The organism is Georgenia muralis (assembly GCF_003814705.1).
In the GTDB taxonomy this organism is placed as follows: Bacteria; Actinomycetota; Actinomycetes; order Actinomycetales; family Actinomycetaceae; genus Georgenia; species Georgenia muralis.
In genome coordinates this window covers 986,363-1,011,240 of the sequence record NZ_RKRA01000001.1, presented here as the reverse complement: position 1 = coordinate 1,011,240, position 24,878 = coordinate 986,363, and the positions used below count along the sequence as shown (strand labels likewise).

19 protein-coding genes are annotated in these 24,878 nt (G+C 75.9%); 7 read left to right on the top strand and 12 right to left on the bottom strand.

From position 1 onward, the window contains the following. Nucleotides 1-62 precede the first annotated feature (62 nt). The 6 genes from EDD32_RS04355 to EDD32_RS04330 all read right to left on the bottom strand — a co-directional run bounded on the left by EDD32_RS04355 (nt 63) and on the right by EDD32_RS04330 (nt 7,753). On the bottom strand, nt 63-1,706 hold the full coding sequence (locus EDD32_RS04355) for a DNA repair helicase XPB (RefSeq protein ID WP_123915014.1): 1,644 nt from the start codon (nt 1,704-1,706) through the stop codon (nt 63-65). Nucleotides 1,707-1,782: 76 nt separating this feature from the next. Beyond that, nucleotides 1,783-2,640: a Rieske (2Fe-2S) protein gene (locus EDD32_RS04350; RefSeq protein WP_123915011.1), complete on the bottom strand. Its 858-nt coding sequence runs from the start codon at nt 2,638-2,640 to the stop codon at nt 1,783-1,785. A 195-nt stretch (nt 2,641-2,835) separates the two neighbouring features. Further along, nucleotides 2,836-4,305: an HNH endonuclease signature motif containing protein gene (locus tag EDD32_RS04345; RefSeq protein ID WP_170175210.1), complete on the bottom strand. Its 1,470-nt coding sequence runs from the start codon at nt 4,303-4,305 to the stop codon at nt 2,836-2,838. A gap of 382 nt (nt 4,306-4,687) precedes the next feature. Further along, nucleotides 4,688-6,781 (bottom strand): PhoX family protein, encoded by a 2,094-nt coding sequence (locus EDD32_RS04340; RefSeq protein ID WP_123915006.1) that lies wholly within the window; start codon nt 6,779-6,781, stop codon nt 4,688-4,690. A 123-nt stretch (nt 6,782-6,904) separates the two neighbouring features. Beyond that, entirely contained in the window at nt 6,905-7,360 is a 456-nt protein-coding gene (locus tag EDD32_RS04335) for an HIT family protein (RefSeq protein ID WP_123915003.1), read from the bottom strand. A gap of 3 nt (nt 7,361-7,363) precedes the next feature. Continuing rightward, on the bottom strand, nt 7,364-7,753 hold the full coding sequence (locus EDD32_RS04330) for a DUF2237 family protein (RefSeq protein WP_123915000.1): 390 nt from the start codon (nt 7,751-7,753) through the stop codon (nt 7,364-7,366). 79 nt (nt 7,754-7,832) lie between these two features. On the opposite strand from EDD32_RS04330, the gene EDD32_RS04325 reads away from it, so the two are divergent. After that, the gene (locus EDD32_RS04325; RefSeq protein ID WP_123914997.1) at nt 7,833-9,029 is read left to right on the top strand and encodes an aminotransferase class I/II-fold pyridoxal phosphate-dependent enzyme; all 1,197 of its coding nucleotides are present in this window, start codon (nt 7,833-7,835) and stop codon (nt 9,027-9,029) included. A gap of 13 nt (nt 9,030-9,042) precedes the next feature. Here EDD32_RS04325 and EDD32_RS04320 read toward each other — a convergent pair whose 3' ends face one another. Continuing rightward, nucleotides 9,043-11,379, bottom strand: coding sequence for a helicase-associated domain-containing protein (locus tag EDD32_RS04320; RefSeq protein ID WP_123914995.1), 2,337 nt, complete (start codon nt 11,377-11,379; stop codon nt 9,043-9,045). A gap of 39 nt (nt 11,380-11,418) precedes the next feature. Next, nucleotides 11,419-13,200 carry an SseB family protein gene (locus EDD32_RS04315; protein WP_123914992.1) on the bottom strand — a complete coding sequence of 594 codons (1,782 nt, stop codon included), beginning with the start codon at nt 13,198-13,200 and terminating at the stop codon, nt 11,419-11,421. A 286-nt stretch (nt 13,201-13,486) separates the two neighbouring features. On the opposite strand from EDD32_RS04315, the gene EDD32_RS04310 reads away from it, so the two are divergent. From EDD32_RS04310 to EDD32_RS04285, 6 genes are all read left to right on the top strand, one after another. After that, complete coding sequence (locus tag EDD32_RS04310; RefSeq protein ID WP_123914989.1) at nt 13,487-13,861, top strand: cold-shock protein; 375 nt, start codon at nt 13,487-13,489, stop codon at nt 13,859-13,861. A 34-nt stretch (nt 13,862-13,895) separates the two neighbouring features. Continuing rightward, nucleotides 13,896-14,819 carry a DUF3027 domain-containing protein gene (locus EDD32_RS04305; protein WP_246005968.1) on the top strand — a complete coding sequence of 308 codons (924 nt, stop codon included), beginning with the start codon at nt 13,896-13,898 and terminating at the stop codon, nt 14,817-14,819. 49 nt (nt 14,820-14,868) lie between these two features. Further along, nucleotides 14,869-15,765, top strand: coding sequence for a sulfite exporter TauE/SafE family protein (locus tag EDD32_RS04300; protein ID WP_123914986.1), 897 nt, complete (start codon nt 14,869-14,871; stop codon nt 15,763-15,765). An 88-nt stretch (nt 15,766-15,853) separates the two neighbouring features. Continuing rightward, complete coding sequence (locus EDD32_RS04295; RefSeq protein ID WP_211338720.1) at nt 15,854-17,257, top strand: MFS transporter; 1,404 nt, start codon at nt 15,854-15,856, stop codon at nt 17,255-17,257. Nucleotides 17,258-17,690: 433 nt separating this feature from the next. Then, nucleotides 17,691-18,068 carry a hypothetical protein gene (locus EDD32_RS04290; RefSeq protein ID WP_123914982.1) on the top strand — a complete coding sequence of 126 codons (378 nt, stop codon included), beginning with the start codon at nt 17,691-17,693 and terminating at the stop codon, nt 18,066-18,068. A 66-nt stretch (nt 18,069-18,134) separates the two neighbouring features. Beyond that, nucleotides 18,135-18,872 (top strand): IclR family transcriptional regulator, encoded by a 738-nt coding sequence (locus tag EDD32_RS04285; RefSeq protein WP_123914979.1) that lies wholly within the window; start codon nt 18,135-18,137, stop codon nt 18,870-18,872. A gap of 27 nt (nt 18,873-18,899) precedes the next feature. Here the strand turns inward: EDD32_RS04285 and EDD32_RS04280 are convergent, their stop codons facing one another. The 4 genes from EDD32_RS04280 to EDD32_RS04265 are packed head-to-tail and all read right to left on the bottom strand — an operon-like array spanning nt 18,900 to nt 24,289. Next, entirely contained in the window at nt 18,900-21,464 is a 2,565-nt protein-coding gene (locus EDD32_RS04280; RefSeq protein ID WP_123914976.1) for a CHAT domain-containing protein, read from the bottom strand. Between the two features lie 49 nt (nt 21,465-21,513). After that, entirely contained in the window at nt 21,514-21,996 is a 483-nt protein-coding gene (locus tag EDD32_RS04275) for a carboxypeptidase regulatory-like domain-containing protein (RefSeq protein ID WP_123914973.1), read from the bottom strand. Beyond that, nucleotides 21,993-22,604, bottom strand: coding sequence for an RNA polymerase sigma factor (locus EDD32_RS04270; protein ID WP_123914970.1), 612 nt, complete (start codon nt 22,602-22,604; stop codon nt 21,993-21,995). Before EDD32_RS04270 ends, EDD32_RS04275 begins: the two co-directional genes overlap by 4 nt. Then, nucleotides 22,601-24,289, bottom strand: a complete 1,689-nt coding sequence (locus tag EDD32_RS04265) for a S8 family serine peptidase (protein WP_123914967.1) — start codon at nt 24,287-24,289, stop codon at nt 22,601-22,603. Before EDD32_RS04265 ends, EDD32_RS04270 begins: the two co-directional genes overlap by 4 nt. Between the last annotated feature and the right edge of the window lie 589 nt (nt 24,290-24,878).

The following is a 24,878-nucleotide window of genomic DNA, read 5'->3' as shown; positions in this document are numbered from 1 at the left end:
CACCGCGCAACGACAATGGCGCGCCGTCCTCCGACAGCGCAATCGTGGAACGACCTGCGGGCTCAGGCGGTGGCGAGGTCCTCGGCGTCGACGATGGTGTAGGCGTAGCCCTGCTCGGCGAGGAACCGCTGCCGGTGCGCGGCGAAGTCCTGGTCGACCGTGTCCCGGGCGACGACGGCGTAGAAGTGCGCCGACTTCCCGTCGGACTTGGGTCGCATGAGGCGGCCGAGCCGTTGCGCCTCCTCCTGGCGGGAGCCGAACGACCCGGAGACCTGGACGGCCACCGAGGCCTCGGGCAGGTCGATGGAGAAGTTCGCCACCTTGGACACCACGAGCACCTGGACCTCGCCCGCACGGAAGGCGTCGAAGAGTCGCTGGCGCTCGGTGACCGTGGTCTGCCCCGTGATGAGCGGGGCGCCGAGGGACTCGGCGAGCTCCTCGAGCTGGTCGATGTACTGGCCGATGACGAGGGTCTGCTCGTCGGGGTGCTTGGCGAGGATCTCGCGGACCACCCGCGTCTTCCCCGCGGCAGAGGCGGCGAGGCGGTACCGCTCCTCGGGCTCCGCGGTGGCGTAGACCATCCGGTCCGACTCGGGCAGGGTCAGGCGGACCTCGACGCAGCTCGCGGGCGCGATGTAGCCCTGCGCCTCGATGTCCTTCCACGGCGCGTCGTAGCGCTTGGGCCCGATGAGGGAGAAGACCTCGTCCTCCCGTCCGTCCTCCCGGACCAGGGTGGCGGTGAGGCCGAGCCGGCGGCGGGCCTGCAGGTCGGCCGTCATGCGGAAGATGGGCGCGGGCAGGAGGTGGACCTCGTCGTAGAGGATCAGGCCCCAGTCGTGGGCGTCGAGGAGCTCGAGGTGGGTGTAGACGCCCTTCCGCTTGGTGGTGAGCACCTGGTAGGTCGCGATCGTCACCGGCCGGACCTCCTTGCGCGAGCCGGAGTACTCGCCGATCTCGTCCTCGCTCAGCGACGTGCGGCGGACGAGCTCCTCGCGCCACTGCCGCGCCGAGACGGTGTTGGTGACGAGGATGAGGGTGGTGGTGGAGGACCGCGCCATCGCGCCGGCACCCACGAGGGTCTTGCCCGCGCCGCAGGGCAGGACGACCACGCCGGAGCCGCCGTGCCAGAAGGTCTCCACCGCCTCCTCCTGGTACGGGCGCAGGTGCCAGCCGTCCTGCTCCAGGGCGATGGGGTGCGCCTCGCCGTCGACGTACCCGGCCAGGTCCTCGGCGGGCCAGCCGAGCTTGAGCAGCACCTGCTTGAGGTGGCCGCGCTCGGAGGCGTGGACGACGACGTCCTCGGCGTCCAGGCGTTCGCCCACCAGGCCTTTGACCCGCTTGGAGCGCAGCACCTCCTCGAGCACCGGCACGTCGAGGGCGTGCAGCACCAGCCCGTGGGTGGGGTGCTTGAGGAGCTGGAGGCGGCCGTAGCGGTCCATCGTCTCGGCGACGTCGACGAGGAGCGCGTGCGGCACGGAGTACCGGGAGAACTCGATGAGGGCGGAGACGACCTGCTCGGCGTCGTGCCCGGCGGCCCGGGCGTTCCACAGGCCGAGCGGGGTGAGCCGGTAGGTGTGGACGTGCTCGGGCGCGCGCTCGAGCTCCGCGAACGGGGCGATGGCCCGCCGGGCCTCGCCGGCGCGCGGGTGGTCGACCTCGAGGAGGAGGGACTTGTCGGACTGGACGATCAGGGGGCCGTCGGGCATCCGACCATTGTCACCCGGGCGCAGGGTGCTGGGCGCGCCGGGGATGCGTGCGCCGGGTCACGTGGGCGGCCGGGCGTCAGTCCTTGGCGCGCACCTCGAGGCGGTCGCCGACGGTCCGGACCTCGTAGGCGATCTGGGGGACCGACGCCGGCCCGCGCGCCACCGAGCCGTCGTCGAGCCGGAACGTGCTGCCGTGCCACGGACACACGACGCAGCTGTCCGCCGTGATGTCGCCCTCGTCCAGCGGGCCGCCGAGGTGGCTGCACACGGCGCCGAGAGCGTAGAGCCGCCCGCCCTGCCGGGTGATCATCACGGGCTGGCCGGAGACCTCGATACGGATCGTCCCGGAGTCGAGGTCGGACGCCGGTGCGACGTCCGTCCACTTCCGGGGCTTCGGCGTGCGGTCGGCGTTGCGGCTGACGGCTACGCCCTGGGAGTAGACCAGATGTCCGCCGAGGTACCCGCCCGCGGCGAGTCCGCCGGCGCCGAGAAGTGCCAGCAGGGCGCCGCGGCGGTGGTGACCGCTCCGACGTGCGAGCCAGGACGCGGCGTAGAGGCTCGTGGCGACGACGTTGTAGCTCGCGTGGACAAGCCCGACGCGCTTGGGACGCTTCGACGAGCCGAGCTCGGACCAGTCCGCCAGGCCTGAGGCCGCCGTCGGCAGGACCGAGAGCACCGCTGCCCCCACCAGCCGCTGCGCTGCCGGCTGGTAACGCTCACCGCCGGTGAGATCCAGCATCGACGCGCCCGTGCTGAGCCCGATGGGGAGGGCGACGAGCAGGGGGTGCAACGCGTGTCCGAGCGGCCGGCCGTGGAGGGCGTCCTTGACGGGCCCTGGCGGCAGGATCCCGTTCACGATCTTGGTCACGGTCTCGACCACGGGGTCGATCGCCGCGGCCTGCTCGAGCTTGTGGACCGCCTTCGTGAGGAACATCGCTGCCTCCACCTCCGCCGTTGCCAGGGTGCCCGCGAGCGTAGCGACGATCCGACACGCTCGCCCCTTGTACGGCCACCGCCCGCTCACGGATTCCGGAGTGGCGCGAGTGGCCGATCGGGAAGCTGCGGTGTCCGGTCGCCCGGTCCTCGGCAACGAGCCCGCTCGGGTGGGTCGGGCGGCGTGCGCTCGGGGTCAGGCGGCGAGGTGGTGGGTGGTGGGGAGGATCTCGGTGTTGTCGTGGCGGTGGAATCGCCATCGGTGGTGCTCGCGGGTGATGGTGATGCGGCGGGCGTGGACGTGGTCGTGGTGGTGCCAGCAGAGGAGGATGCCTTTGTTGGTGTCGGTGGGGCCGTGGTGGGCGTACCACCACAGGTTGTGGTGGATCTCGCCCTCGCCGGGTGGGGCGGTGCAGTCGGGGTACTGGCAGTGCCGGTCGCGGGCGATGATCGCCCGGGTCTGGGCGGTGGTGTAGAGGCGTTCCTCGCGGCCGACGTCCAGGGGTTGGGAGTCGGGGCCGAAGATGACCCGGTGCAGCGCGGAGGAGCAGGCCAGGCGGGCCAGGAGGGCGTGCGGCAGGGGGGTGCCGTCGGCCAGGGTCGCGGGGTCGGCGTCGACCATGGTGGTGGTGTCGTAGTCGGTGGAGATCACCGTCCCGCACCCGCTCTGGCCGCACCCGCACCCGGCCGGGGCGGCCGGCGGGTGGAACGCGCTGCCCGCCGCCCCGGCAGCCCCGGCAGCCCCGGTGGTGTCGGGGTGGTGAGGGCCGGTGGTGGTGAGGCGGTGGAGGGTCTCGAAGGGCACGGTCACGCTCAGGTGGGGGCGGGTGCGGGCGTGGGGGCGCAGGGTCCCGGAGTCCAGGGCCAGGCGGGCGATGCCGGTCAGGGCCCCGGCGCGGCGCTGGGCCGGGGTGGCCGGGTCGGTGTGGGCCGGGGTGCCGGTCCGGGCGGTCAGGGCGGTGTTGAGGACCTCCCCGTTGGTCTCGGAGAGCCAGCCCTTGAGGGACCACCCGCCGGTGGTGCGGGAGAGGTAGAGCTCTTCCCGGTCGGTCTCGGCGCGGTAGCGCTCGTCCGCCGCGGCCGGGTCGGCCCGGATCGCCCACGCCTTGACCAGGTGGGTGAACGCGGACGCGTCCATGCCCTGGGCGTGGCCCAGGAGGAAGTCCTCACCGGTGTCGGGGTCCGCCAACCGCCCCCGCAGGGTGTCGGTGGTCAGGGCGTGGCGGACCAGGGCCGCGGCGTGGTCGGGGCTGACCCGCCCGGCGGCCAGCGCCGCCGCGGTGGCGGGCAGGTGGTCGCGCAGGGCCCGGGTCCGGGCCACCTCGACCCGGGCGGTGACGTCGGTACGCCCGGTCCGGGCGCGGTACCACGCGGGCAGCGACCGGGCCCCGTCGGCCGCCCACAGCCCGTGGGCGTCCACCGCCGCGAGGACCCGGCCCGCGAGGGCCTCGACCTGACGGCGCAGCCCCTCCACGACGGTGACCGCGTCCAGGACCTCCTGCCCCGCCGCGCCCAGCACGTCGACCTCGAGCACCGCCGCGACCTCGACCGCGACCCGCGCCAACCCCACCGACAACGACACCGGCCCAGACGACTCGGACGCGGCCGGCGCGGCCCCCGGGCGGCCGGCCTCGGACGAGACGCCGTCGGTGCCGTCGGTGCTCATCCACCCCACCCCTTCCCGGGTCCGGTCCCTCTCCTTCCCACCACGATATGGAACGCACGTTCGACACCGCAAGAGGTCCGACTCGTGTACTTCAATTTGTGGAAAACCGCGCCAATCCACAGGGCTTCCGCGGGGCCGGCCGGCATGCCCTGAGCCCCGGTGCGCGAGAGACGCGACAGGCTCGGCGCCGCGACGCGGGAGGCCGAGGCTGGTGCCGCGGGACACGAGAGGCGGGTGCGAGACGCCGGGGCGTCGCCGGCCGAGCCCAGGCATCCGACACGAGAGCCGGAGCGCGAGACGCAGGGACGTCGCCGGCCGGCCCGGGGACCCGAAACCGTGGGACCCCGAGCCCGGCCAGTGAGCGTCGCGGCAGAACGCCGCGTCAGGCGTGGCCGATCTTCTTCCCGTCCGCACGCCAGACCGTCACCACGGAGGGCCGCGGGAGGGAGTTCCCACCGTCCGGCCAGTGCGAGACCCGGTTCTCGAACGAGGCACCGTCGGCCTCACCCGGATGTTGCACCGCGACCATCACGCGCTCGTCGGTGACGATCGGCCCGCATGTCTCGGCCCCGAGTGGCACCGTGAGGAAGGTGCGCACCTCGCCCCGGCGGGTGCCGTCGACCGCGACGCCGTGCAGGGCGTCGTTGAACCCGATGCTGCTGCCCGCACCGTCGGTCGACACCCACAGGTTCCCGTACTTGTCGAAGGCCAGGTTGTCCGGGCAGGAGATCGGCGAGACCTCGCTCTTGTCGTAGCCGCCGAAGTATGTGCTCGGGTCCTCGGGATCGCCGCAGACGAGGAGGAGCCGCCACACGAACGCCGAGCCCGTCGCGTCGCCGTTCACGTGCGCGAGCTCGAGGACCTGACCGAACTTGTTGAACGCCCGCGGGTTGGGCTCGTCCACCTGCGCAAAGGTGCGGGCGGTGTTGTTGGTGAGTGCCGCGTACATCACCCCGGTCTTCGGGCTGACGTCGACGTCCTCCGGGCGGTCCATCTTGGTGGCCCCGGCCAGGTCCGCGGCCTCGCGGGCGTAGACCAGGGCCTCGACGCCGGTCAGGCCGGGCACGTGCGAGGTGGCCACGCCGTCGGAGCTCGTGACGAGGGCGACCCACTCGCCCGTCCCGTCGAACTCACCGTCCGTGGGCAGCGTGCCCTTGCCGTCGATCTCGCCGGGAGAGTCGCCCTGGAACCGGGCGACGTACAGGGTGCCGTTGTCGAGCAGGGTGGCGTTGTGCGCGTCGTCGCCGGCCCGGTAGGCGTCCCGGGAGACGAACTTGTAGATGTACTCGAACCGGGCGTCGTCGCCCATGTAGGCCACCACCCGGTTGCCGCGGTCGAGGGCGACGTTGGCGCCCTCGTGCTTGAACCGGCCCATGGCGGTGCGCTTGCGAGGGGTCGACGTCGCGTCGTAGGGGTCGACCTCGACGATCCAGCCGAAGCGGTTCGGCTCGTGCGGCTCCTGTGCGAGGTCGAACCGGGGGTCGTACCGCTCCCACTTCCGCTCCGACGCGCCGGACGGGACGCCGAACCGGGCCAGGCTCGCGGCGGCCAGGGGCTCGGTGACGGCGGAGCGGTTGGCGAAGTACTGGTCGAAGTTCTCCTCGCCGCTGAGCCACGTGCCCCATGGCGTCAGGCCGCCGGCGCAGTTGTTGAGGGTGCCGTGCACCGTCGTCCCCGCCGGGTCGGCGCCGGTGCGGACCAGCTCCGAGCCGGCCACCGGCCCGCTCAGCTCGAACTCCGAGGAGGTCCCCTCGTCACCCGTGAGGTCCGGTGACGTCACGAAGCGGCGGTTGAGCGGGTGGCCGACGACGACGTCGAGAGCGCCGGACCGCTTGCCCTGGTGCTTTCCCGTGACGACGACGACGCTCAGCCCGTGGGCGGCCCAGCCGACCTTCACCTGCTCCTCGGTGGGGGCGGCGGAGTCCCAGCCCGGGAGCATCATCTCCTCGGTCGTGTACTCGTGGTTGACGCACAGGAGGTGGTCGTCGCCGCCGAGCGGGAGCAGGCCGAGGAAGTCGTTGTTGTAGCCGAACTGGCGCGCCTGGGCGGCCCCCGTCTGGTTCATCGGGTCGAAGGCGGGGGCGTCGGGGAACAGCGGGTCGCCCCACCGGATGACGACCTGCTGGAGGTACCCGCCCGGCGTGTGCACCGCGTCGGCCGTGTTCGGCGCGACCGGGGTGTACCGCAGGCCCGGCGCGGGCGGTGCGCCCGCCCGTCCGGGGGCCGCGAGGGCGCTCTGACGGTCCAGAGCCGGGGCGGCGAGGCCGGCCAGGGCGACGACGGCGCCCGCGCGCAGGACGCTGCGCCTCGAGAGCGCGCGGGTGACGACGTCGCCGAAGTACGCGTTGTCCGAGGGGTTGGTGGGCTCGTGCAGGCAGGCGTTGCCGCAGCGGTAACGGCAGGTCAGCGCCGAACGGCCACCGGTGTGGGCGGGCAGTAGCGGCAGGAGCCGCCGGGTGGGGATGGTCTCGGTCATCACGTCCTCCATCTACTCGGGTGCGCGGCGGTGCGCACGGTCCGAGGAGCCGGCGACGGTGCCGATCTGTCCGGGTTCGTCCGATACCCGGCCCTCGGACGACCGATCCTCACCAGGGGGCGTTCAGGGTGTCAAGGATTCGTCCCCGACCTGCGGCGGGGCCGTGCCGGCCCGGCCGAGGACCCGGCGGAGCCGGTCGGCGTACTCCCGGGCCTCGTCGTCGTCGTAGCGGCTGCGCGGCCAGAAGAAGCCGCGCAGCCCGTCACCCTTGGTGCGCGGGACGACGTGGGCGTGCAGGTGCGCCACGCTCTGGCTCACCACGTTGTTCATCGCGACGAAGGAACCCTGGGCGCCGAGCCCGGAGGTCATCGCGGCGGCCACGCGGCGGGTGGCGTCCAGGAACGGGGCAAGGAGGTCGTCGGGCAGCTCGGGCAGCGTCACGACGTGACGGCGCGGCACCACGAGGGTGTGGCCCTTGAAGACCGGTCGGGTGTCGAGGAACCCCACGACGTCACCGGTCTCGAGCACCACGTGGGCCGGCTCGGTCCCCGCGGCGATGCGGCAGAAGAGGCAGTCCACGGTTCACGCGATGGAGGAGGCGTCGTCGGGCACGTCGACGGCGAACTGTCGCAGGATCTCCAGCGGCACCACCTCCAGGGCGCGCTCGTGGGTGGCGGCCAGGACGACCGGCGCGGCGACGCCGGCCTCGTAGGACTGCCACCAGCGCAGCGCCACGACGCACCAGCGGTCCCCGGGCCGCAGCCCGGGGAACATCCACTCGGGCCGGGCGGTGAGGAGGTCGTTGCCGACCTCCTGCTGGTGACGCAGGAACTCCTCGGTCATGACCGTGCAGACGCTGTGGTTGCCCAGGTCCTCGGGCGTGGCCATGCACCCGCCCGTGCGGTAGTAGCCCGTCACGGGGTCGCTCCCGCACTCGGCCAGCTCCCCGCCCAGGACGTTGCGATCGGCCATGGCCCGATCATGGCAGCGATCGGCCCTCCTGCCCACGCCCCGCCTGTGGGAACCTGGCCGTGTCGAGAGGGGAGCGGGCATGACGCTGAAGGTCGCGCGCCGGGCGGCGGTCCCGCCGTTCGAGGTGATGAACATCCTCGACCGGGTGGCCGAGCTGCGGGCCGCGGGCCGGGACGTCATCTCCCTGTGCGCGGGGGAGCCGTCCGGCGGGGCCCCCGCCGACGTCGAGCAGCTCGCCGCGCGCGCCCACACCGCCCGGTCGGACATGGGCTACACCAGCGCGCTCGGGCTGCGGAGCCTGCGCCAGGAGGTCGCCGGGCACTACCGGCGCTGGTACGGCCTCGACGTCGCAGCCGAGGAGGTCGCGATCACGACCGGCTCCTCCGGCGCCTTCGTCCTGGCGTTCCTCGCCGCCTTCGACGCCGGTGACCGGGTCGCCCTCGCGCGCCCGGGCTACCCCGCCTACCGCAACATCCTCCACGCGCTGGGCTGCGAGGTGGTCGAGATCGACTGCGGTCCCGACGTCGGCTTCCAGCCCACCCCCGAGGTCCTCGACGACGTGGTCGCGCGCACGGGCGCCGTCGACGGGCTGGTGGTCGCCTCCCCGGCCAACCCCACGGGCACGATGATCGGGCGCGACCAGCTCGTGGCCCTGACGTCGTGGGCCGGCGCCAACAGGGTGCGGCTGGTGAGCGACGAGATCTACCACGGCATCACGTACCCGCCCGCGGGTGCGCCCGACCCGCGTGGGGTCAGCGCCTGGGAGCTCGACCGGACCGGCATCGTCATCTCCTCCTTCAGCAAGTACTGGGGGATGACCGGGTGGCGGCTGGGCTGGGCGCTCATGCCCGCCGACCTCGCCCCCGCCTTCGACGCCCTCGCCGGCAACGTCGCGCTGTGCCCGCCCGCCCCGGCGCAGGTGGCGGGCCTCGGTGCGTTCACCGACGACGCCTACGCCGAGGCCGACGCGCGCGTCGCCGGGTTCGCCGGCACCCGCGCCGTCCTCCTCGGCGAGCTCGACCGGCTCGGCTGGGGACCGGTGGCCCCGGCCGACGGCGCCTTCTATCTCTACGCGGACCTCGCGCGGAACCTCGACGGCTTCGAGGGCTCCCCGCACTGGTGCGCCGAGCTGCTCGAGCGCGAGGGGGTCGCGGTGGTCCCGGGGACGGACTTCGACGCCGTGCACGGCTCGCGCTTCGTCCGGCTCTCCTTCGCGGCCGGGCGCGAGAACGTGGCCGAGGCGGTCGAGCGGATCGTCCGGTTCCAGGCGCGCTGACCCCGGCCGCTTCTCAGCGGGCCGCGGGCGCGACGGCGGAGATGCGGTGCACCGCCACCGTCAGCTCGGTGTCCCGCTCGAGGTCCGTGGCCCGGACCCGGCCGCCGTCCACGCTCACGGGCTGCACGCGGCGCCGCTCGGGCTTCCCCAGCGCGCCGACGACGACCATCTCCACCGGTGTTCCGGCCCGGGCCGCCTCGCGCAGCACGGCGAGGGCGTGGACCGGGTCGGTGGCCGGCGGGGCGTCGCCGGCGTGCCGGGCGGCGTCGCGGCGAGCCTGCTCCTCGCCCGCCCGCATGCGTGCGACGACCGGTCCGAGCTCCGTCGGGGACGTGCGGCGCAGGTACGTCGTGGGTGCCGCGCCGGGATACGTCGGCAGCCCGGCGGTACGCCGGGACCCTCGACCGACGCGCCCACCGCGCCGGGGCGCGCCGCCCGGGGTCCCCCTGGGGCCGACGTCGAGGACGACGGCACCGTCGCTGCCCTCGAGGACGGGGGCGAGCCCGGCCTCGCGCAGGACGTCGAGGACGTCCCCGGGGTGGGCGGGCGAGACGAGGACCGTCGGGGCGATGGTGCGCAGACGCAGCCCCCTCAGCGCGGGGTCGCCCAGCAGGCCGGCCACGGCCCCGGCGTCGTCGACACGCAGGTACGCCCCGGCAGCCCCGACGCGGACCTGCCCGTGGCGGCGGGCCGTGTCGCGCACGAGGTACTCCAGCGGCTGGGGCAGCGGCGTGCGTGAGTAGGCGGCCAGGCCCGCGAGGAGCTCGTCGGCGCCGTAGCCGGTGTCGAGGGCGTGGCGGAGCGACTCCGCCGTGAACCGCACCGTCAGGGCAGACCCGCGCGACTCCACGGCCGCGCACAGCCCGAGGAGGTCGGCCAGCTCGGGCACGGCGCGGCCCGGGACGACGGCGGTGAGGTCGCCCTGGACGAGGAGCTCGCCGACGGCCTCGGGCAGCGCGTCCGCCAGGGCGGCGGCGACGTCGTCGGCCGGGGCGCCGTCGAGGAGCGCCCGCCCGGCAGGGGTCAGCGCGCCGGCGCCGGTGAGGCCGATCCGTTCCGCCTCGGCCAGCACGGCCGCGACGGTCGGCTCAGGGGCGGTGGCGCGCGGCCTCTCCCACGCGAGGAGCGCCCGGACCTGGGCGGCCGTCGGGGCCGTGCCGACGGGGAGGGAGGCGAGGGCCGCAAGGACCCGGGTGCGCAGCCCGGCCGCCCAGCCGCGCTCCAGCGTGGGCTCCAGCACCGCCCGCAGCGTCCCCTGCTCCGAGCGGGTGCCCACGAGCCACGGCGTGCGGGCCGAGCCGAGCCACGCCGCGGCCAGGGCCGCCCAGCGCTCGGTGACCGTGTCCTCGAGGAAGTCCGCGGTCGTGCGTGCGGGGGCCCACGCGACCTGCTCGTCGCCGTCCTGGGTGAGCAGGCCGGCCATCCCCGCCAGCTCGGCGAGCAGGGCGACGTCGCCCTCGCCGACCTGAAGGGACGCCGCGGTGCGCCGGACCTCACGCACACCCACCCCGCCCGCGCGCAGGACGGTGGCGGGGCTGTGCTGCCAGGCCTGCAGCAGCGCGACGACGAGGCGGACCACCTCCTCGGCGGCACGGGCGCCCTCGGCCGCGACGACGTGGGGCGGGACGTGCCGGGCGTCGCCGAGGTCCGGCGCGGCCGGCGGGACCGGGTGGGTGAGGCCGCCGCGGGCGGCGAGGGCGACCTCGCGGGGGAGGACCACCTGGGTGGGGGAGAGCGCCCGCAGGACGCCGCGCGCCACCAGCCAGGCGGCGCCCTCCGGGAGCGTGGCGGCGGTGCCGACCGGCGGTCCCCAGGTCATCGCCTCCAACGTGCGCACCGCGCTCTCCGGCGCACCGGTCATGGCGGTCCGCAGGGCGGCCCGCGTCGTGGGCGCCGCCGCGGGTCCGAGCAGGGCCTCGAGCTCGCCCAGGGCCGGGCCGAGACCCGCCGGGTGGGGGCCGAGCGCCTCGGCCAGCGCGGCGACCGGGAGGTCCTTGACCAGCAGGGCCAGGTCGTGGAGCCGGGCGTGGGCGGCCTGCGCGGGCAGGCCGGTCGCCCGGGTCAGCGCCGCGGCGGTGGGCCGTCGCACCGGGGCGAGGGCGACGGCGGCCTCGGCGACGGCGAGCTCGGTGGCGTCCAGCAGCGCCAGGGCACGCTCGACGCTGGGGCGTGAGACGGCGCGGGCGGCCATCGCGGTCAGCGACGGCGGGGCGGCCAGGTCCGGACGGGCCGCGAGGAGGTCGGCGATCTCGGCGTCGGTGCGGGCAGCGAGCGCCGTCGCCAGCTGCTCCGTGGTGGCGCTGCGCGGCCCGGGCGTGCGGGGATCGGCGTCGCCGGTGGTCCTGGACATCCGTCCCACCCTACGACCGGTCCGCTGCGGTGCGGCGACTCAGGCCGGCGGGAGCCCCAGGAAGCGGCGGACCTGCTCCGCCGGGATCTCGGCCTGCGGCCCGCCGGGGTTGATGCGCAGGACGTCGAGCCCGTCCGAGGTCACCTGCTCCAGCACCCGGTGGACCTCCGTCCGGCGGAAGGGCAGGGACCGGTCGTGCGCGGCGACCTCGACGGCCGAGCTGAAGGCGAGGAGCGTGCCCGTGGTGGCAGCCCCCTCACCGAGGAAGAGGAAGCCGCCCTCGGTGCGCAGCGCGTCGAAGAGCACCTGCATCGACGGCGGTCGGTCCGGGTGCGGGCCGAGCGGGACGCCGGTCGGGCCGCAGCCCATGAGGGCGTTCTTGACCGCCGCGTTGTGCCCGGGCCGCAGGGCGAGCTCGACCTGGTCACGGTGGATGCCCAGCGGTGGGCCCGCGGGGTTGATGTAGAGCCAGGCGGCGTCGCCGTCGGCCACGAAGAACTCCAGCACCCCGTGGGCGGGCTGGACGAGGGACCGGGCGGCGCCGTCGTCGTCGCGGCGGAACGCCACCAGCTCGGAGTGGTGGGTGAACGCGGGCAGGGCCTTCTCGCCGTCGGGTGCCGTCACGAAGTTCACGACCACCCTGGTGGGCTCGCCGTCCGGCCCCAGCACGGTGCCGGTGCAGTCGAGGAGGAGCTGTCCGCCCAGCGCCTGCCGCAGGACGTCGAGGCCGCGGTCGGCGCCGGGGGCCGCGGAGTAGCGCTCGAGCGCCCGCCGCACCGGCAGGTTGTCCGCCACCGCGCCCCGCGGCCGGGTCGGCGTCCAGGTCTCGTCGAGCTCCGCCGCGGCCACGACCTCCGCGGGCGGTCCCGGCACCGAGCGGTAGTAGAGCGCGAGCTCGCCCTCCTCGTCGGCCAGCTGCCAGGGCTCGAGGTCGGTCGTCACGTGCACCACCGCACCCCCGCCCTCCTGGACGACGACGCCCAGCGTGTGCGCGCCGTCCGCCCCGCTCGTGCCGCGCACGACCATCCAGGTGCCGTGCCCGTCGACGAAGAGCAGGGGCAGGCCGAGGCCGTCGAGGATCTCGCGGACCGAGGCGCTGCCGGGGACGGTCCGACGGTGCTGCTGCGGGCGGCGGCCGTCCTCGTGGGGGATGCCGTCACGGTCGACGAGTACCGTCAGCCGCTCGGGCGGCGCGGCGAGGCGGGGCACGTGGCGGTGGCCCGAGCGGGTGTCCGTCACAGCCCGGGGCGCGGCGGCGCCGGGACCGTCGGCCCCGCCGAGCGAGCCCGCGTCGACCACCGGCCACCGGCCGGGGGCGGACTCGCCCGCCGGGATGTAGGGCAGGTGCAGCCCGGCCTCCGCGACCCGGCGCACCACCCACTCCGGCGTCGCCTCACGGGTGCGGGGGTAGGTCGTGTAGTCCTCGAGGAGGTCCTCGGCGGAGAGGTCGGCGCTCTCACCCTCCTCCCAGTGCGGCGGCTCGTCGTCGTAGTCGGCGACGCCGTCCACCGACACGGTCGGCACCGGCCAGGCCCGGGCGTGGAGGTGGATGAGGAAGGTGTGCCAGGTGCCCGACGGGTGGGTGTAGAGCAGGTCCCGCAGCTCGTGGACGTCCGCGTACGCCTGCGATCCCGGCGCCAGCTCGCCGGTGCGGACGACCGAGCCGCGGCCGCGGACCTCCTCGATGCGCACGTGGACGGCCTCACCGACGGGCTTGAGGAGGAGCCGGATCTCGTCCCATCCCGGCGCCGAGGCGCGGTGGACCCACATCCCCAGGTCCTTCATGAGGGCGGCCTGGCGGGTGAGCGGTGTCTCGGCCATCGAGATCCTCCGGGCGACGCGGTCGCCTCCAGCCTCGCGCACCGTCCGCCGCCGCGCTACCGGCCCCGCCGGACCTGTTCACCGGACCTGCTCGCCGCCCTGTTCGCCGCCCTGTTCGCCGCCCTGTTCGCCGGACCTGCTCGCCGCCCTGTTCGCCGGACCTATTCGCGGCCGTGGCCCCGGCGCGCGAAGGCGGCGCCGAGGTGGCCGGCGTCCCGCTACCCTGGACCGGTGGCGCCGGCGACCGCCGGCGCTTTCGTTCGTGACGACAGAAGAGGTAAGAACCGTGCCTACCGGCAAGGTGAAGTGGTACGACGTCGACAAGGGGTTCGGTTTCATCGCGTCCGACGACGGCGGTGAGGTCTTCCTCCACGCCTCGGCGCTCCCGTCGGGGATCACCCCGAAGCCGGGCACGAAGGTCGACTTCGGCATCGCCGACGGCCGCCGTGGTCCCCAGGCGCTGTCCGTCACGGTCGTCGAGGCCCCGCCGTCGGTGGCCAAGGCGCACCGGATGCCCGCCGAGGACATGGTCCCGATCGTCGAGGACCTCATCAAGACCCTCGACCGCACCTCCAACAGCCTCCACCGCGGTCACTACCCGGAGAACGGTCAGAAGCTGGCGCAGCTCCTGCGCGCCGTCGCCGACCAGTTCGACGCCTGACCTGCCCGAGAAACCGACCGATAGAATCGACACCGTGCCAGCAGCCACCGCGTCCCCCCGCACCCCCGTCCGCGCCGCCAAGGAGGCGGTGCTCGTGGGTGCGGTCGACGTCGCCCGCCTGGCGGCCGAGGAGATGGCGCTGCCCGGCCAGGTCGGGGAGCACCGCGGGGCGGTCGTCGAGGACGAGCGGCTGGTCACCCACCGCTTCGAGTCCCTCGTCCCGGGCTACCGGGGCTGGCACTGGGCGGTGACGGTCGCGCGCCCGCCGCGCGGACGCGTCGCCACGGTGTGCGAGGTCGAGCTCCTGCCCGGCGACGGCGCCCTGCTGGCGCCGGAGTGGCTGCCGTGGTCCGAGCGCCTCCGCCCGGGCGACGTCGGCCCCGGGGACGTCCTGCCCTACGACGGCGACGACGAGCGCCTCGAGCAGGGGTACGAGGCGACCGGCGAGGACGCCGACGAGCTCGCCATCTACGAGCTCGGGCTCGGCCGGGCCCGCGTGCTCTCCCGCGAGGGACGCGCCCAGGCGATGACCCGGTGGTACGAGGGCGACCACGGGCCGCAGGCACCGGTCGCCAAGGCCGCGACCGCGCAGTGCTCCACCTGCGGCTTCTTCATGAAGATGGCGGGCTCGCCCCGCACCGTCTTCGGTGTGTGCGGCAACGAGTGGGCGCCCGACGACGGCCGGGTGGTCTCGGTCGACCACGGCTGCGGCGCGCACTCCGAGACCCACGCGCCCGAGGCGCAACCCCTGTGGCAGCCGTCGCGCCCCGTCCGTGACGAGATGGACCTCGAGGTCGTCGCGACCGCGAACGTGGGGGCCGTCATCGCCGGCGAGGACGAGTCCGAGACCGCCGTCGACGCCGTTCCCGACGTCACGACCTCCACGGCCGTTCCCGACGTCACGACCTCCACGCAGGACGACGTCGCCTCCACCGGGGACGTCGCGGACCAGGAGTGACCGCCGACGCCCCGGCTCGGGTCCTGGTCCTGACCGGTCGGCCCCGGTCGTGACCGAGGTCCTCCTCCCGGCGGCGATCGGCCTGGGCGTCGGCGTCGTCGTCGGCGCGCTCGGCGGCGGCGGCGGGATCCTCACCGTCCCGATCCTCGTCTACCTCCTCGGGACCGTCCCCTACGAGGCGGCGACCGCGTCGATGGTCATCGTGGGGGCCACCTCCGCCGTCGCCCTCGTCTCGCACGCCCGCGCCGGCAACGTCCGCTGGGCGCCCGGCCTGACCTTCGGCCTGCTCGGCGCGGTGTGGGCGTTCCTCGGCTCGCGGCTCTCCGCCGGGGCGGACCCGGCCGTGCTCATGACGGCGTTCTCGATGCTGCTCACGCTCGTCGCGGTGCTCATGCTCCGCAAGGCGCTCATGAGGTCGGGCGAGCCCGCGCCGCCCGCCGGACCGGCAGCGCTCGACGCCGCGCCCGAGGGGACGGCGAGGGGCGACGACGCGGAGCCGGACCTCGCACCGGGGCCCGACGTCTCCCGGCACGCCGAGCTGCTCGACCCGCGGCGTCGCACCCGGCTGCGGCGCGCGGGTGTCGTCGTCGCGGCCGCGAGCCTGGTGGGCCTGCTCACCGGCTTCTTCGGCGTCGGTGGCGGGTTCGCGGTCGTGCCGGCCCTCGTCCTCGCGCTCGGGCTGCCCATGCGCCACGCCGTCGGCACCTCGCTGCTGGTCATCGTCGTCAACTCGCTCACCGGTCTGGCCGGTCGGACCGAGAGCCTGCCGACGGTGGACTGGGCGACCGTCGTCGCCTTCGCCGCGGCGTCGATGGCGGGCGGCTTCGCCGGGTCGAGGCTCTCTGCGCGGACCGCGCCGCACCGCCTGACCACCGCCTTCGCGGTGCTGCTCGCCGTCGTCGCGGTCGCGACGGCGACCCAGGCCGTGCCGGACCTCCTGCGATGAGCCGCCCCCGGGCCGGGTCGACGGCGCGACGGAATGCCGGCGGCCGGTGCGCCGTTGTCCCGACGTGCGAGACGAAGGAGTGCCGGGCGTGACGACCCCGCCACACGCGACCCGTGCCCGGGACGAGAGCAGCCCCACGACCGCCGGCGGGGCCCGCCGGCCGATCGGCGTCCTCGTCGTCAGCAACGTCCTGGGCGGCATCGGGGTCGCCTCCGGCATCGCGGTCGGCGCCATCCTCGCCCAGCGGGTCGGCGGGACCGCGGTCGCGGGGCTCGGACAGGCGATGAGCGTCCTCGGTGCCGCCGTCGCGGCCGTCCCGCTCGCCACCGCCGCGGTGCGGCTGGGCCGGCGCTGGGCGCTGACGGTGGGGTACACCCTGGCCACGCTCGGTGGCGTCGTCATCATCAGCGGCGCCGTCCTGGACTCCCTGGTCGTCCTGCTCGTCGGTCTGGGCCTCTTCGGGGTCGCCCAGGCGACCAACCTCCAGACCCGCTACGCCGCCTCGGACCTCGCCGAGCCGGCCTCGCGCGGGCGCACGATGTCCGTGGTCATCTGGGCGACGACCGTCGGGTCGGTGGCCGGGCCGAACCTCACCCCGGTGGGCGAGCGCCTGGGCACCTCGGCCGGGCTGCCCGGCCTCGCCGGCCCGTACCTGTTCTCGGTGGTGGCCTTCGCCCTCGCCGGGACCGTGCTGGCGCTGTTCTACCGGCCCGGTCGTGCGGGCCTGACGGCGGAGGCGGTCGGACCCACCACGCCCTCGGGGGCCCCGGTCGCCGCGGCCGCTGCCCGTCCCGCACGCCCGGTCAGCGCGGCGGCGTCCCTGCGCTGGGCCGGTGGCCACCCGGTGGCCCGGTTCGCCGTCGTCCTCATCGCCGTCGCCCACGCGACGATGGTCATGGTGATGGCCATGACCCCGTTGCACATGACCCACGGCGGCATGGGGCTCGAGCTCGTCGGGATCGTCATCAGCGCCCACGTGCTCGGGATGTACGCCCTCAGCCCCGTCTTCGGCTGGCTCGCGGACCGGCTCGGTGCCCTGCGCGTGGCCGTCCTGGGCATCACCGTGCTGGCTGCTGCGATCGCCCTCGGGCTCGTCGCCGCGCGCAGCGGCTCCTTCGCGGTGACGATGACCGCCCTGGTGCTGCTGGGGCTGGGCTGGTCCGCCAGCCTCATCGCCTCCTCCGCCATGATGGCGGGGGTGGACTCGGGCGACGTCCGGGTGCCGCTCCAGGGCGCGACCGACGCCCTCATGAACTACGCCGGCGCCGGGGCCGCCGCGCTCGCCGGTCCCATCCTGGCCCTGGACGGCTTCCGCGGTGTCAACCTCGCCGCGGCTCTCCTGCTCGTCCCGGCCGTGCTGCTCGCGGTCGCGGCCGTGCGTCGCGGCGACGCAGGCGTCGACGACGCCCAGGTGCACGGCACGCACGGCGCGGACGGCCACCACCAGCCCGACGCGGACAGCCCAGGCCCGCACTCCGCCGGACGGCGGTAACCCGGCCGGCCCTGGACGGCGGACACACGTCCAGCGTCCCCCGGACAGGGGAGGGCCACAGCCCTTGTGGACCGCCGTCGGACGCTCCTACCATGGGGTCACAGACAACGGGTCTCGCTGTCGCGCGCCGGAGGGAGGGTCGATGTCGTCCACCACGGTCTCGAACGCCGACGTTCGTACGACGGGCGCCCACACCGGCTGCGCCGGTGCGCCGCCGGGCAGCACTCGCAGAAGGGCGAGCCGAGCGCATCGGCCGCCCGGCGAGTGATCACTCCGACAGCAAGCCGGGGTCGCCACCGACGGTGACCCCCGTCGTCGTCCCTGACCCCGATGACATCGCAGGTGGAAGACGCCCCCTGCGCCACTCCACCCGGCCCGGCAACGACGCCGCACCGCAGTCCACCCGCCGCCACGAGCGGAACAGGAGCACGACATGACCTTCGACCGCACCCTGCACAAGCTGATCACCCAGCTCGACGAGCTCACCGAGGAGCAGATCGAGACCATCCGCACCGCCCAGACCACGAGCCGTCACCGCCTCGGCGCCAGCTACGTCAAGGCGTTCGACTCCGGCCGGCGCATCCTCGTCACCGGCGGCCACGGGGCGGAGATGGCGGCCGCCGACGACGCCGCACGCTCGGCACGGCACGACCTGCCTCCGGACGTGCGCATGGCCTTCCGCTGGAAGGTGATGGCCACGGCGTTCCCCGAGTCCTTGAGCGAGGCCCAGTACGAGGCCCTGACGAACGCCTGGGACGCGGCCACGGCCAGGCGGCCGGCGGCCCGGTCCAAGCGACCGGCGGTCGCCTGACGGGGCCGGGCCGCCCTGCTCTACCCACGCCGGAGCAGGGCGCCTACCCTGGCCGCGGGAGGCCCCATGGCACCGCAGCCGACGCTCATCAACTCGGTGGTGCGCGCACTGAGCCTCCTCGACGCGGTGGCGGCAGCCGACGGCCCCGTGCCCGCGAAGCGTCTCGCCCACGCCACCGGGCTGCCGGTGGCCACGGCGTACCACCTCCTGCGCACGCTCGTCCACGAGGGGTACCTGCTGCGCACCGACGAGGGCTACGTGCTCGGTGACCACGTGGACGCGCTCGCCGGCGCGCGCCACACGCCCGTCCCGCCCCAGCGCACCCACCAGATCCTCCAGCAGCTCCACGTCGAGCTCGGGGCCGCGGCCTACCTCTCCGTCCTCGACGACGGCGAGATCCGTCTCGTCGACATCGTGGACTCTCCGGCCGCGCCGCGCACCGACCTGTGGGTGGGCTTCCACGACGCCGCCCACGCGACGGCCCTGGGCAAGGCGGTGCTCGCGACGCTCCCGGAGGACGAGCGCCGCGACTACGTCGAGAGCCACCCGCTCGCCGACCTGACCCCGCGCACCGTGACGAGCCGGAAGGTCCTCATGCACCAGCTCGCCGCCACCACCGACCTGGCGGTCGACCGGGAGGAGTACTCCCTCGGGACGGTGTGCCTGGCCGCACCTGTGCCGGCGCCGGGGATCTCCGCGGCGGTCGCGGTCTCCGTCCCGGCCGCGCGCGCCGGCAGCGTGCTCGGCCACCGCCACGAGCTGCGCCGGGCAGCCCGGCTCATCGCCATGGCCGGACGCCCCTGAGGGGCTCTGCAGCCGCGCGAGGCCAGGTCACCAGCCCGCGCCGAAGCACACGAGCGGGGCGACGTCGTCGGCCTCTCCCAACGCGGCGGCCAGGGCGGCCGCAGGCGGGAGCCCGGAGCGCACACCGCGGTGGTGGGCGACGGCGACCTGCTCGGCCACCTCGTCGCCGACCCGTCCCACCGACCCCACCACCGTCCGGGCGCCGCCGTGGAGGAACGCGGCGGTCATCCCCAGCGCCTCGTCGCCGGTGCGGATGCTGGCCAGTCCCGTCTCGCACGCGGAGAGGACCACGTGGCGCGGGAGCGCGGCGACCGACTCCAGGTCGTGACCGAACAGGGCGCCGTCGGTGAGGACGAGGGAGGAGAAGAGGGGGTTGTCCGCCTCGTGGCTGCCGTGGGCGGCGACGTGGAGCACGGCCGCGCCCTCCATCGCGGCGAGCACCTGCCGGGTCGTCGCCGCTGAGCCGGTGAGCACCGTGGCACCCGGCCCGGCGCTCGCCGTCACCTCCGCCGCACCCCGCGGCACGTCGGGCCCGGCGACGAACACCTCGGCGCCCTGGACCCGGTCGCCGGCCGCGGTGCCCCGGACCCCGGCGGTGCCCCCCACCCCGGTGCCGGCCCCGACGGTCGCACCGGGGCCGGTGACCCGGTCGACCCACCAGGTGGCCGACGGCACCACGCTCACCGCCCGGCCCGTGAGGGACGGCAGCATCGGCCACGGCACCTGGGCGCTCAGGCCCGCCGGGACGACGACGACCGGGCCGTCACCGCCCGCGGCGCCCGCCGTGAGGGCGTCGAGCGAGCCCAGGCCCCGGCGCAACGAGGACAGCACGGTCCCCCGCATCCGGGCGGGCAGGCGGCCGGCGAGCACGTCCAGGTCCGCGCGCACCCGGAGCACCGTCTCGCGCACGTCGGACGCCGCGGCGACGGGGACCAGCCGGGCCCGGGAGCCGGTCACGGTCAGCGCGCGGACGACGCCGTCGGTGATCACCAGCGAGACGAGCGTGGCGTCGGCCAGCACGGCGCGGACGTCCTCGAGCGAGGTGGCGCGGACCGCCCGGTCGGGGGCCCGGTGGTGCCAGGTGAGCCGGGTGACCTCCTGCTGGAGGTCGCGGATGGCCGCGGCGCGGCGGGGGTCGTGAGGCGCGCCCGCGAGGCGCTCGGACCGCTCGGTCTCGCGCAGGATGCGCAGCCGCGCGAGGGCCGCGACGACCGCGGGGTCGGCCGACCCGCGGACCGGGGGCAGCCGGGAGGACGTGGCCCGCACCCGTTCCGACCACGCAAGGACCGCCGTGGTGCGCCCGCTGCGCAGCGCCTCCGCGAGCCCCGCGCGGGCCAGGTCCGCACCGACGGCGGTGGCGGCGGTGGCCAGGTCGAGGCTGCCCAGACGTGACTGGAAGGTGGCGAGGTCGCGCAGGCCGGCGGCCCGGAGCCGCTGGGCGACGGCGGACCGGCCCGTGGCGGCGGCGAGGTTCGCCCGGGTCTCGTGGGCCAGCATCCTCGTGGCGAGGCGGGACCGGTCGGTGACGGCGGCCCAGCCGCCGGCGGCGCTCGTCGCCTCCGCGGTGCGCCCGGCGGCGAGCAGGGCCTGGACGCGCAGCAGGCGGGCGGTCCGTCCCTCCTCGGTGAGCCCGAGGTCGGCGAGCCGGCGCTCCAGGGCTGCGGCGCCGTCGGCGGCCCGCTCCGCGCGCGCGACCGCCCGGCGTCCCGGGAGTGCGGCGAGGTCGGCGCGCAGCACCTCCAGGCCCGCGACCGCCGCCCAGCCGCTGGCGCCGCGCCGGGCGAACCTGGCCTGCGCGCGGGCGGCGAGCCGGCGCGCACGGCGGACGTCGTCGTGCAGCCGGGCGACCTCGGCGGCGGTGAGCTCGGCCTCGGCCTGGTCCTGGACGAGCCGGGCCCGGCCCAGGACGGGGATCGCCGCGTCGAGCGCCGCCGCCGACTCGGTGAGCAGGCCGGCGGCGGCGAGGGCCCGCGCACGGTCGAGGGCGGCGACCGCACCGAGCACGGGCGACTCGGCGGCCAGCGCCGGGGTGGCGTCGTCGAGGAGCCGCAGCGCCCGTGGGACGTCGCCGCGCAGGTGCGCGAGGTAGGCGAGGTTGGCGCCGGCCTTGGCGGCGTGCACGTGGAGCCCGGCGCCCTCTGCGACGGCCAGGCAGCGGCCGAAGTCGGCCTCGGCCCGCTCGAGGTCGGCCGCGCCCATGGCCAGGACGCCCCGGTTGAGCAGGACGCGGGCGAGGTCGACCGGGCTGCCGGGGCCGATGAGCTCGGCGGCGTGGTCGAGGTCCACCGCCGCCTCCGCGAGGCGTCCCGCCCGCAGCAGGAGGAGCCCGCGCTGGCCGTACCAGAGCCCGAGCACGAGGGCGGACGCCCCGGAGCTCGGTCCCGGCGCGGCCCGGTCGAGCTCGGTGAGGCCCTCGCCGACCCCGGCGGACTCCGCGCGGGCGTGCGCGAGACTGATGAGGATGCGGACCCGCAGGTCGGGCGAGGGGTCCTGGGTCAGTGCACGCTCGAGGAGCCGGACGGCCGCCACCGGGCGCCCGCGCTCGCTCGCGGTGACGGCGCGCTCCCACAGCAGGGCCGGGTCGGCGGGCACCCGCCCACTGTGGCACAGCCGGGGGGCGTCCCGGGCCGGGTTGCCGGGGCTACAGCTGCACGGGCGGCGCGGCCACCGGGCGCACGAGGTCGCCGCCCGGCGCGGGGACGTAGACGAGCTGGACGAGCCCGGCGGCGACGTCGTCCAGGACGAACCGGCCGTCGTCGTCCACCGCGGCGCGGTCGTCGCCGTCGCCGGCGCGGCGCAGCTCCACCTGCCCCGCGAACGCCGGCGCCACCCAGCCGTCCAGACGGAACCGGCCCGCCGTGCGGGGCGTGAGGGTCACCATGACGCTGGCGTGCTCGCTGGTGAAGGTGAGGCTGCGGGTCGGCTCGGCCGCCCGCGCCCCGACCGGCAGGTCGACCTCCGCCTCGAGCCGGGCGAGCTCGGCGTCGAGGTCGGTCAGGGCGAGCGCGAGGATCACCCGGTCGGCGAGGTCCTGCGCCGGCGGGTCGCGGCGCTCCCACTCCGCGCGGAGCAGCTCGAGCAGGTCGGCGTCCTCGGGCGGGAGCTCGGGGAGGTCGGTGGTCATGCGGGGCTCCAGGAGGGGTCGGCGGTGCACAGGGCCCGCAGCTTGCCCAGGCACCGGGCGCGGGTGGGTCCGATGCTGCCCACGGGCATGCCCAGCTCGACGGACAGGGCGCGGTAGTCAGGCTTGTCCTGGAAGGCCAGGACCCGCAGCAGCCGCTGGCAGCGCTCGGAGAGCGCGGCGAGGTGACGCCACAGCAGGGCGCCGGTGTCGCGGGCGACCACCTCCTCCTCGATGCCCGGCTCGGGCTCGAGCACCGCTGCGAGCGTCTCGTCCTCGACGGGCGCGGCCCGGGCCGCCGACCGCGACAGGCGGGCCGCCTCGCGGCGCACCGCCACGCTGAGCCACCGCAGGACCGCCTGCGGGTCGCGGACCGTCTCGCGGTGCCGGACGAGCGCGATCCAGGTGGCCTGGACGGCGTCCTCGGCCGTGGCGGCGTCCAGCCGGTAGGCGCGGGCGAGGTTCCACAGCATCGGCGTCAGCAGCCGAACCAGCCGGTCCAGGCCCGTGGGGTCGCCGCCGACCCACTCCGCGAAGGCGGTGCGGGCCTCGTCGGCGACGGGCGAGGACGTCGCGGTCCGCTCGTCCGAGGTCGCGGTGTGCTCGGTCACGACCCCGCCTCGGCCTTGCGTCCGGGCGTGGCGTAGGCGGCCACGAGCTCGTCCACCAGCGCCGCCATGCGTGCGACGGGATCCACGGCGGGCTCGGTCCCCGTCGAACCGCTGTCCGTGGCCGCGCCGGGGGTTCCGGCCGCGGCGAACAGGCCCACGGCGGTGCCCTCGCCGGCCGTTCCCGTCGAGGTCCCGTCCAGCAGACGCGCCGCGAGGAGCCCGGCCATGACGGGTGCGGCGAAGGAGGTGCCGCTCCACACCGCGAAGCCGGAGCCGAAGTCGTCGGGGTCCAGGGTCGCGCGGCGGTGCCCGCCCGGCCCGGCGTAGGACACCCGCGGCTGGCGACCGCCCTGGAACGTCACCGGCATCGTCGAGACCAGCGCGGCCCCGGGGTGCCAGCAGCTCACCCAGGCGCCGGCGTTGGCGAAGAGCGCGACGCTGCCGTCGGGGTTCGTCGCCGCCACCGACGTCACCGGCACGCAGCCGTCGGGCTGCACCGGGCCGCCGTCGTGCGGGGCGAACGCCGCCGGGTACAGCGGGTCGGTCGTCGCGCCGTTCCCCGCCGCCGCGACGACGGCGACGCCGAGCCCGCCCAGCGCGCGCAGCGCCCCGAGCAGGGGGGTGTCGAACGCGGCGTCCTCGGGGACCTCGTGGTGGTAGCCGAGGGAGAGCACGACGACGTCGACGGGCACCCCGCCGGGGGTCCCCGCGCGGTCCAGCTCGACCAGCTCGGTGATGACGGCCAGGGCGTGGAGCAGGTCGCTCTCGAGGACGACACCGTCGCCGGCCATCACCGGGACGGCCACGAGGTCGGCGTCCGGGCAGAGCTGGCGGAGGATCCCGCAGATGAAGGTCCCGTGGCCGGCGTGGGAGTCGAGCTCGCCGTCGAGCGGGCCCACCACGTCCCCGGACTCCTCCGGCGTGGGTCCGGGCAGGCCCGCCGGGGTGCCGTCGGGCAGGGCGAGGTCGCGCACGACGTCGGTGAGCCAGGGGTGCTCGCCGCACCCGGTGTCGACGACGGCGACGACGGGCCGGCGGCCGGGCAGGTCCGCCGCGGCCCGGCGGGTGGGGCGCGCCCCGAGCCACGAGACGGGCTGGCGTCCGCCGGAGCCGGCCCGGCCGTACTCCTCGACGCCGTGGCCGGAGGTGAAGGGGGCGCCCTCCACCCCGTGCCCGGAGGTGAAGGGGGCGCCGCCGATGTCGGGACCGGTGCCCATGAGGATGTGGTCCAGGCCCATGGCGGCCCGGACCTCGGGGCGCACCGCGGACCGGGCGAGCTGGAGCACCTCCCAGGCGTCGGGGGCGGCGACGACCTGGGTCGCCAGCTCGCGCACGGCGGCGGGCTCGAGGGTCAGGGTGCGTGGGGCCCGGCCGGCGCGGCGTGCCGCGAGGCTGCGGCCGCGCGTGTCCTCGACGGCGGCGAGGCTCAGCCGGCGGGCGGCGTCCTCGATGGCCGCGTGCGCCTCCTCGGCGTGCTCGCCGGCGACGACGAGACGGTCGGCCCGGTACGCCGTCGGCAGGGGGGCCGGCTCGCCGGGCAGGCGAGATGCGGTGAGCGGGTCGAGCACCCGCCCGCCGTGCCGGACCACCCGCGCCGGGGTGGGCAGGGGCACGCCCGCCCGGGCCGCACCCGGCGGGCGCCCGCGGCCGGTGGGGGGTCGCTGCTGGTCGTCGGTCTGGCTCACGCGCCGCTCCTCGTCATCCTGACGGCCCCCCGGCTCCCGCAGTGTAGGGGCCCTGGTCAGGGCCCCGGAAGGGCCCCGCTCGACGAGGAGCGCACCGGAGGTCCCCCTGATACACGCCGAGCGGCCGAGCGGCTGCCGGCCGCTCGGTACTCCACGTGCCGACCGATTCCTCCGGCACGGATGTATCAGGACCGTGGTCACCGTTCTCCTCAGGGTGTTCGGCGCCGGAGGGATCCGGAGCCGTCCCCCACCCGGGGCCCGGTGGCTGGTCGCTACCGGAAAACCCCCCCCTGCCGGTCGCCATGAAATGCGCCCGGTCGCCGGGCGCCGGGTGCGGGACCGTCAGCGGGCCCGGGAGGCCCGGCCGCGGCGCCCCTGCCGTCCGGTGGCCTCCCGGGCCGCCGCGCGTCCGCCGACGTCGCCGCGTGTCTGCCGACGTCGTCGCGTGTCCGCCGACGTCGTCGCGTGTCCTGCCGACGTCGTCGCGTGTCCTGCCACGCCGCCTCGCGTCCCGCCGCGCTATCACCATCTGAAATATCGACCGTTGCCGCCCGGTGCGGCGCGTCCCACAGTGGTGGGACACGCGCCA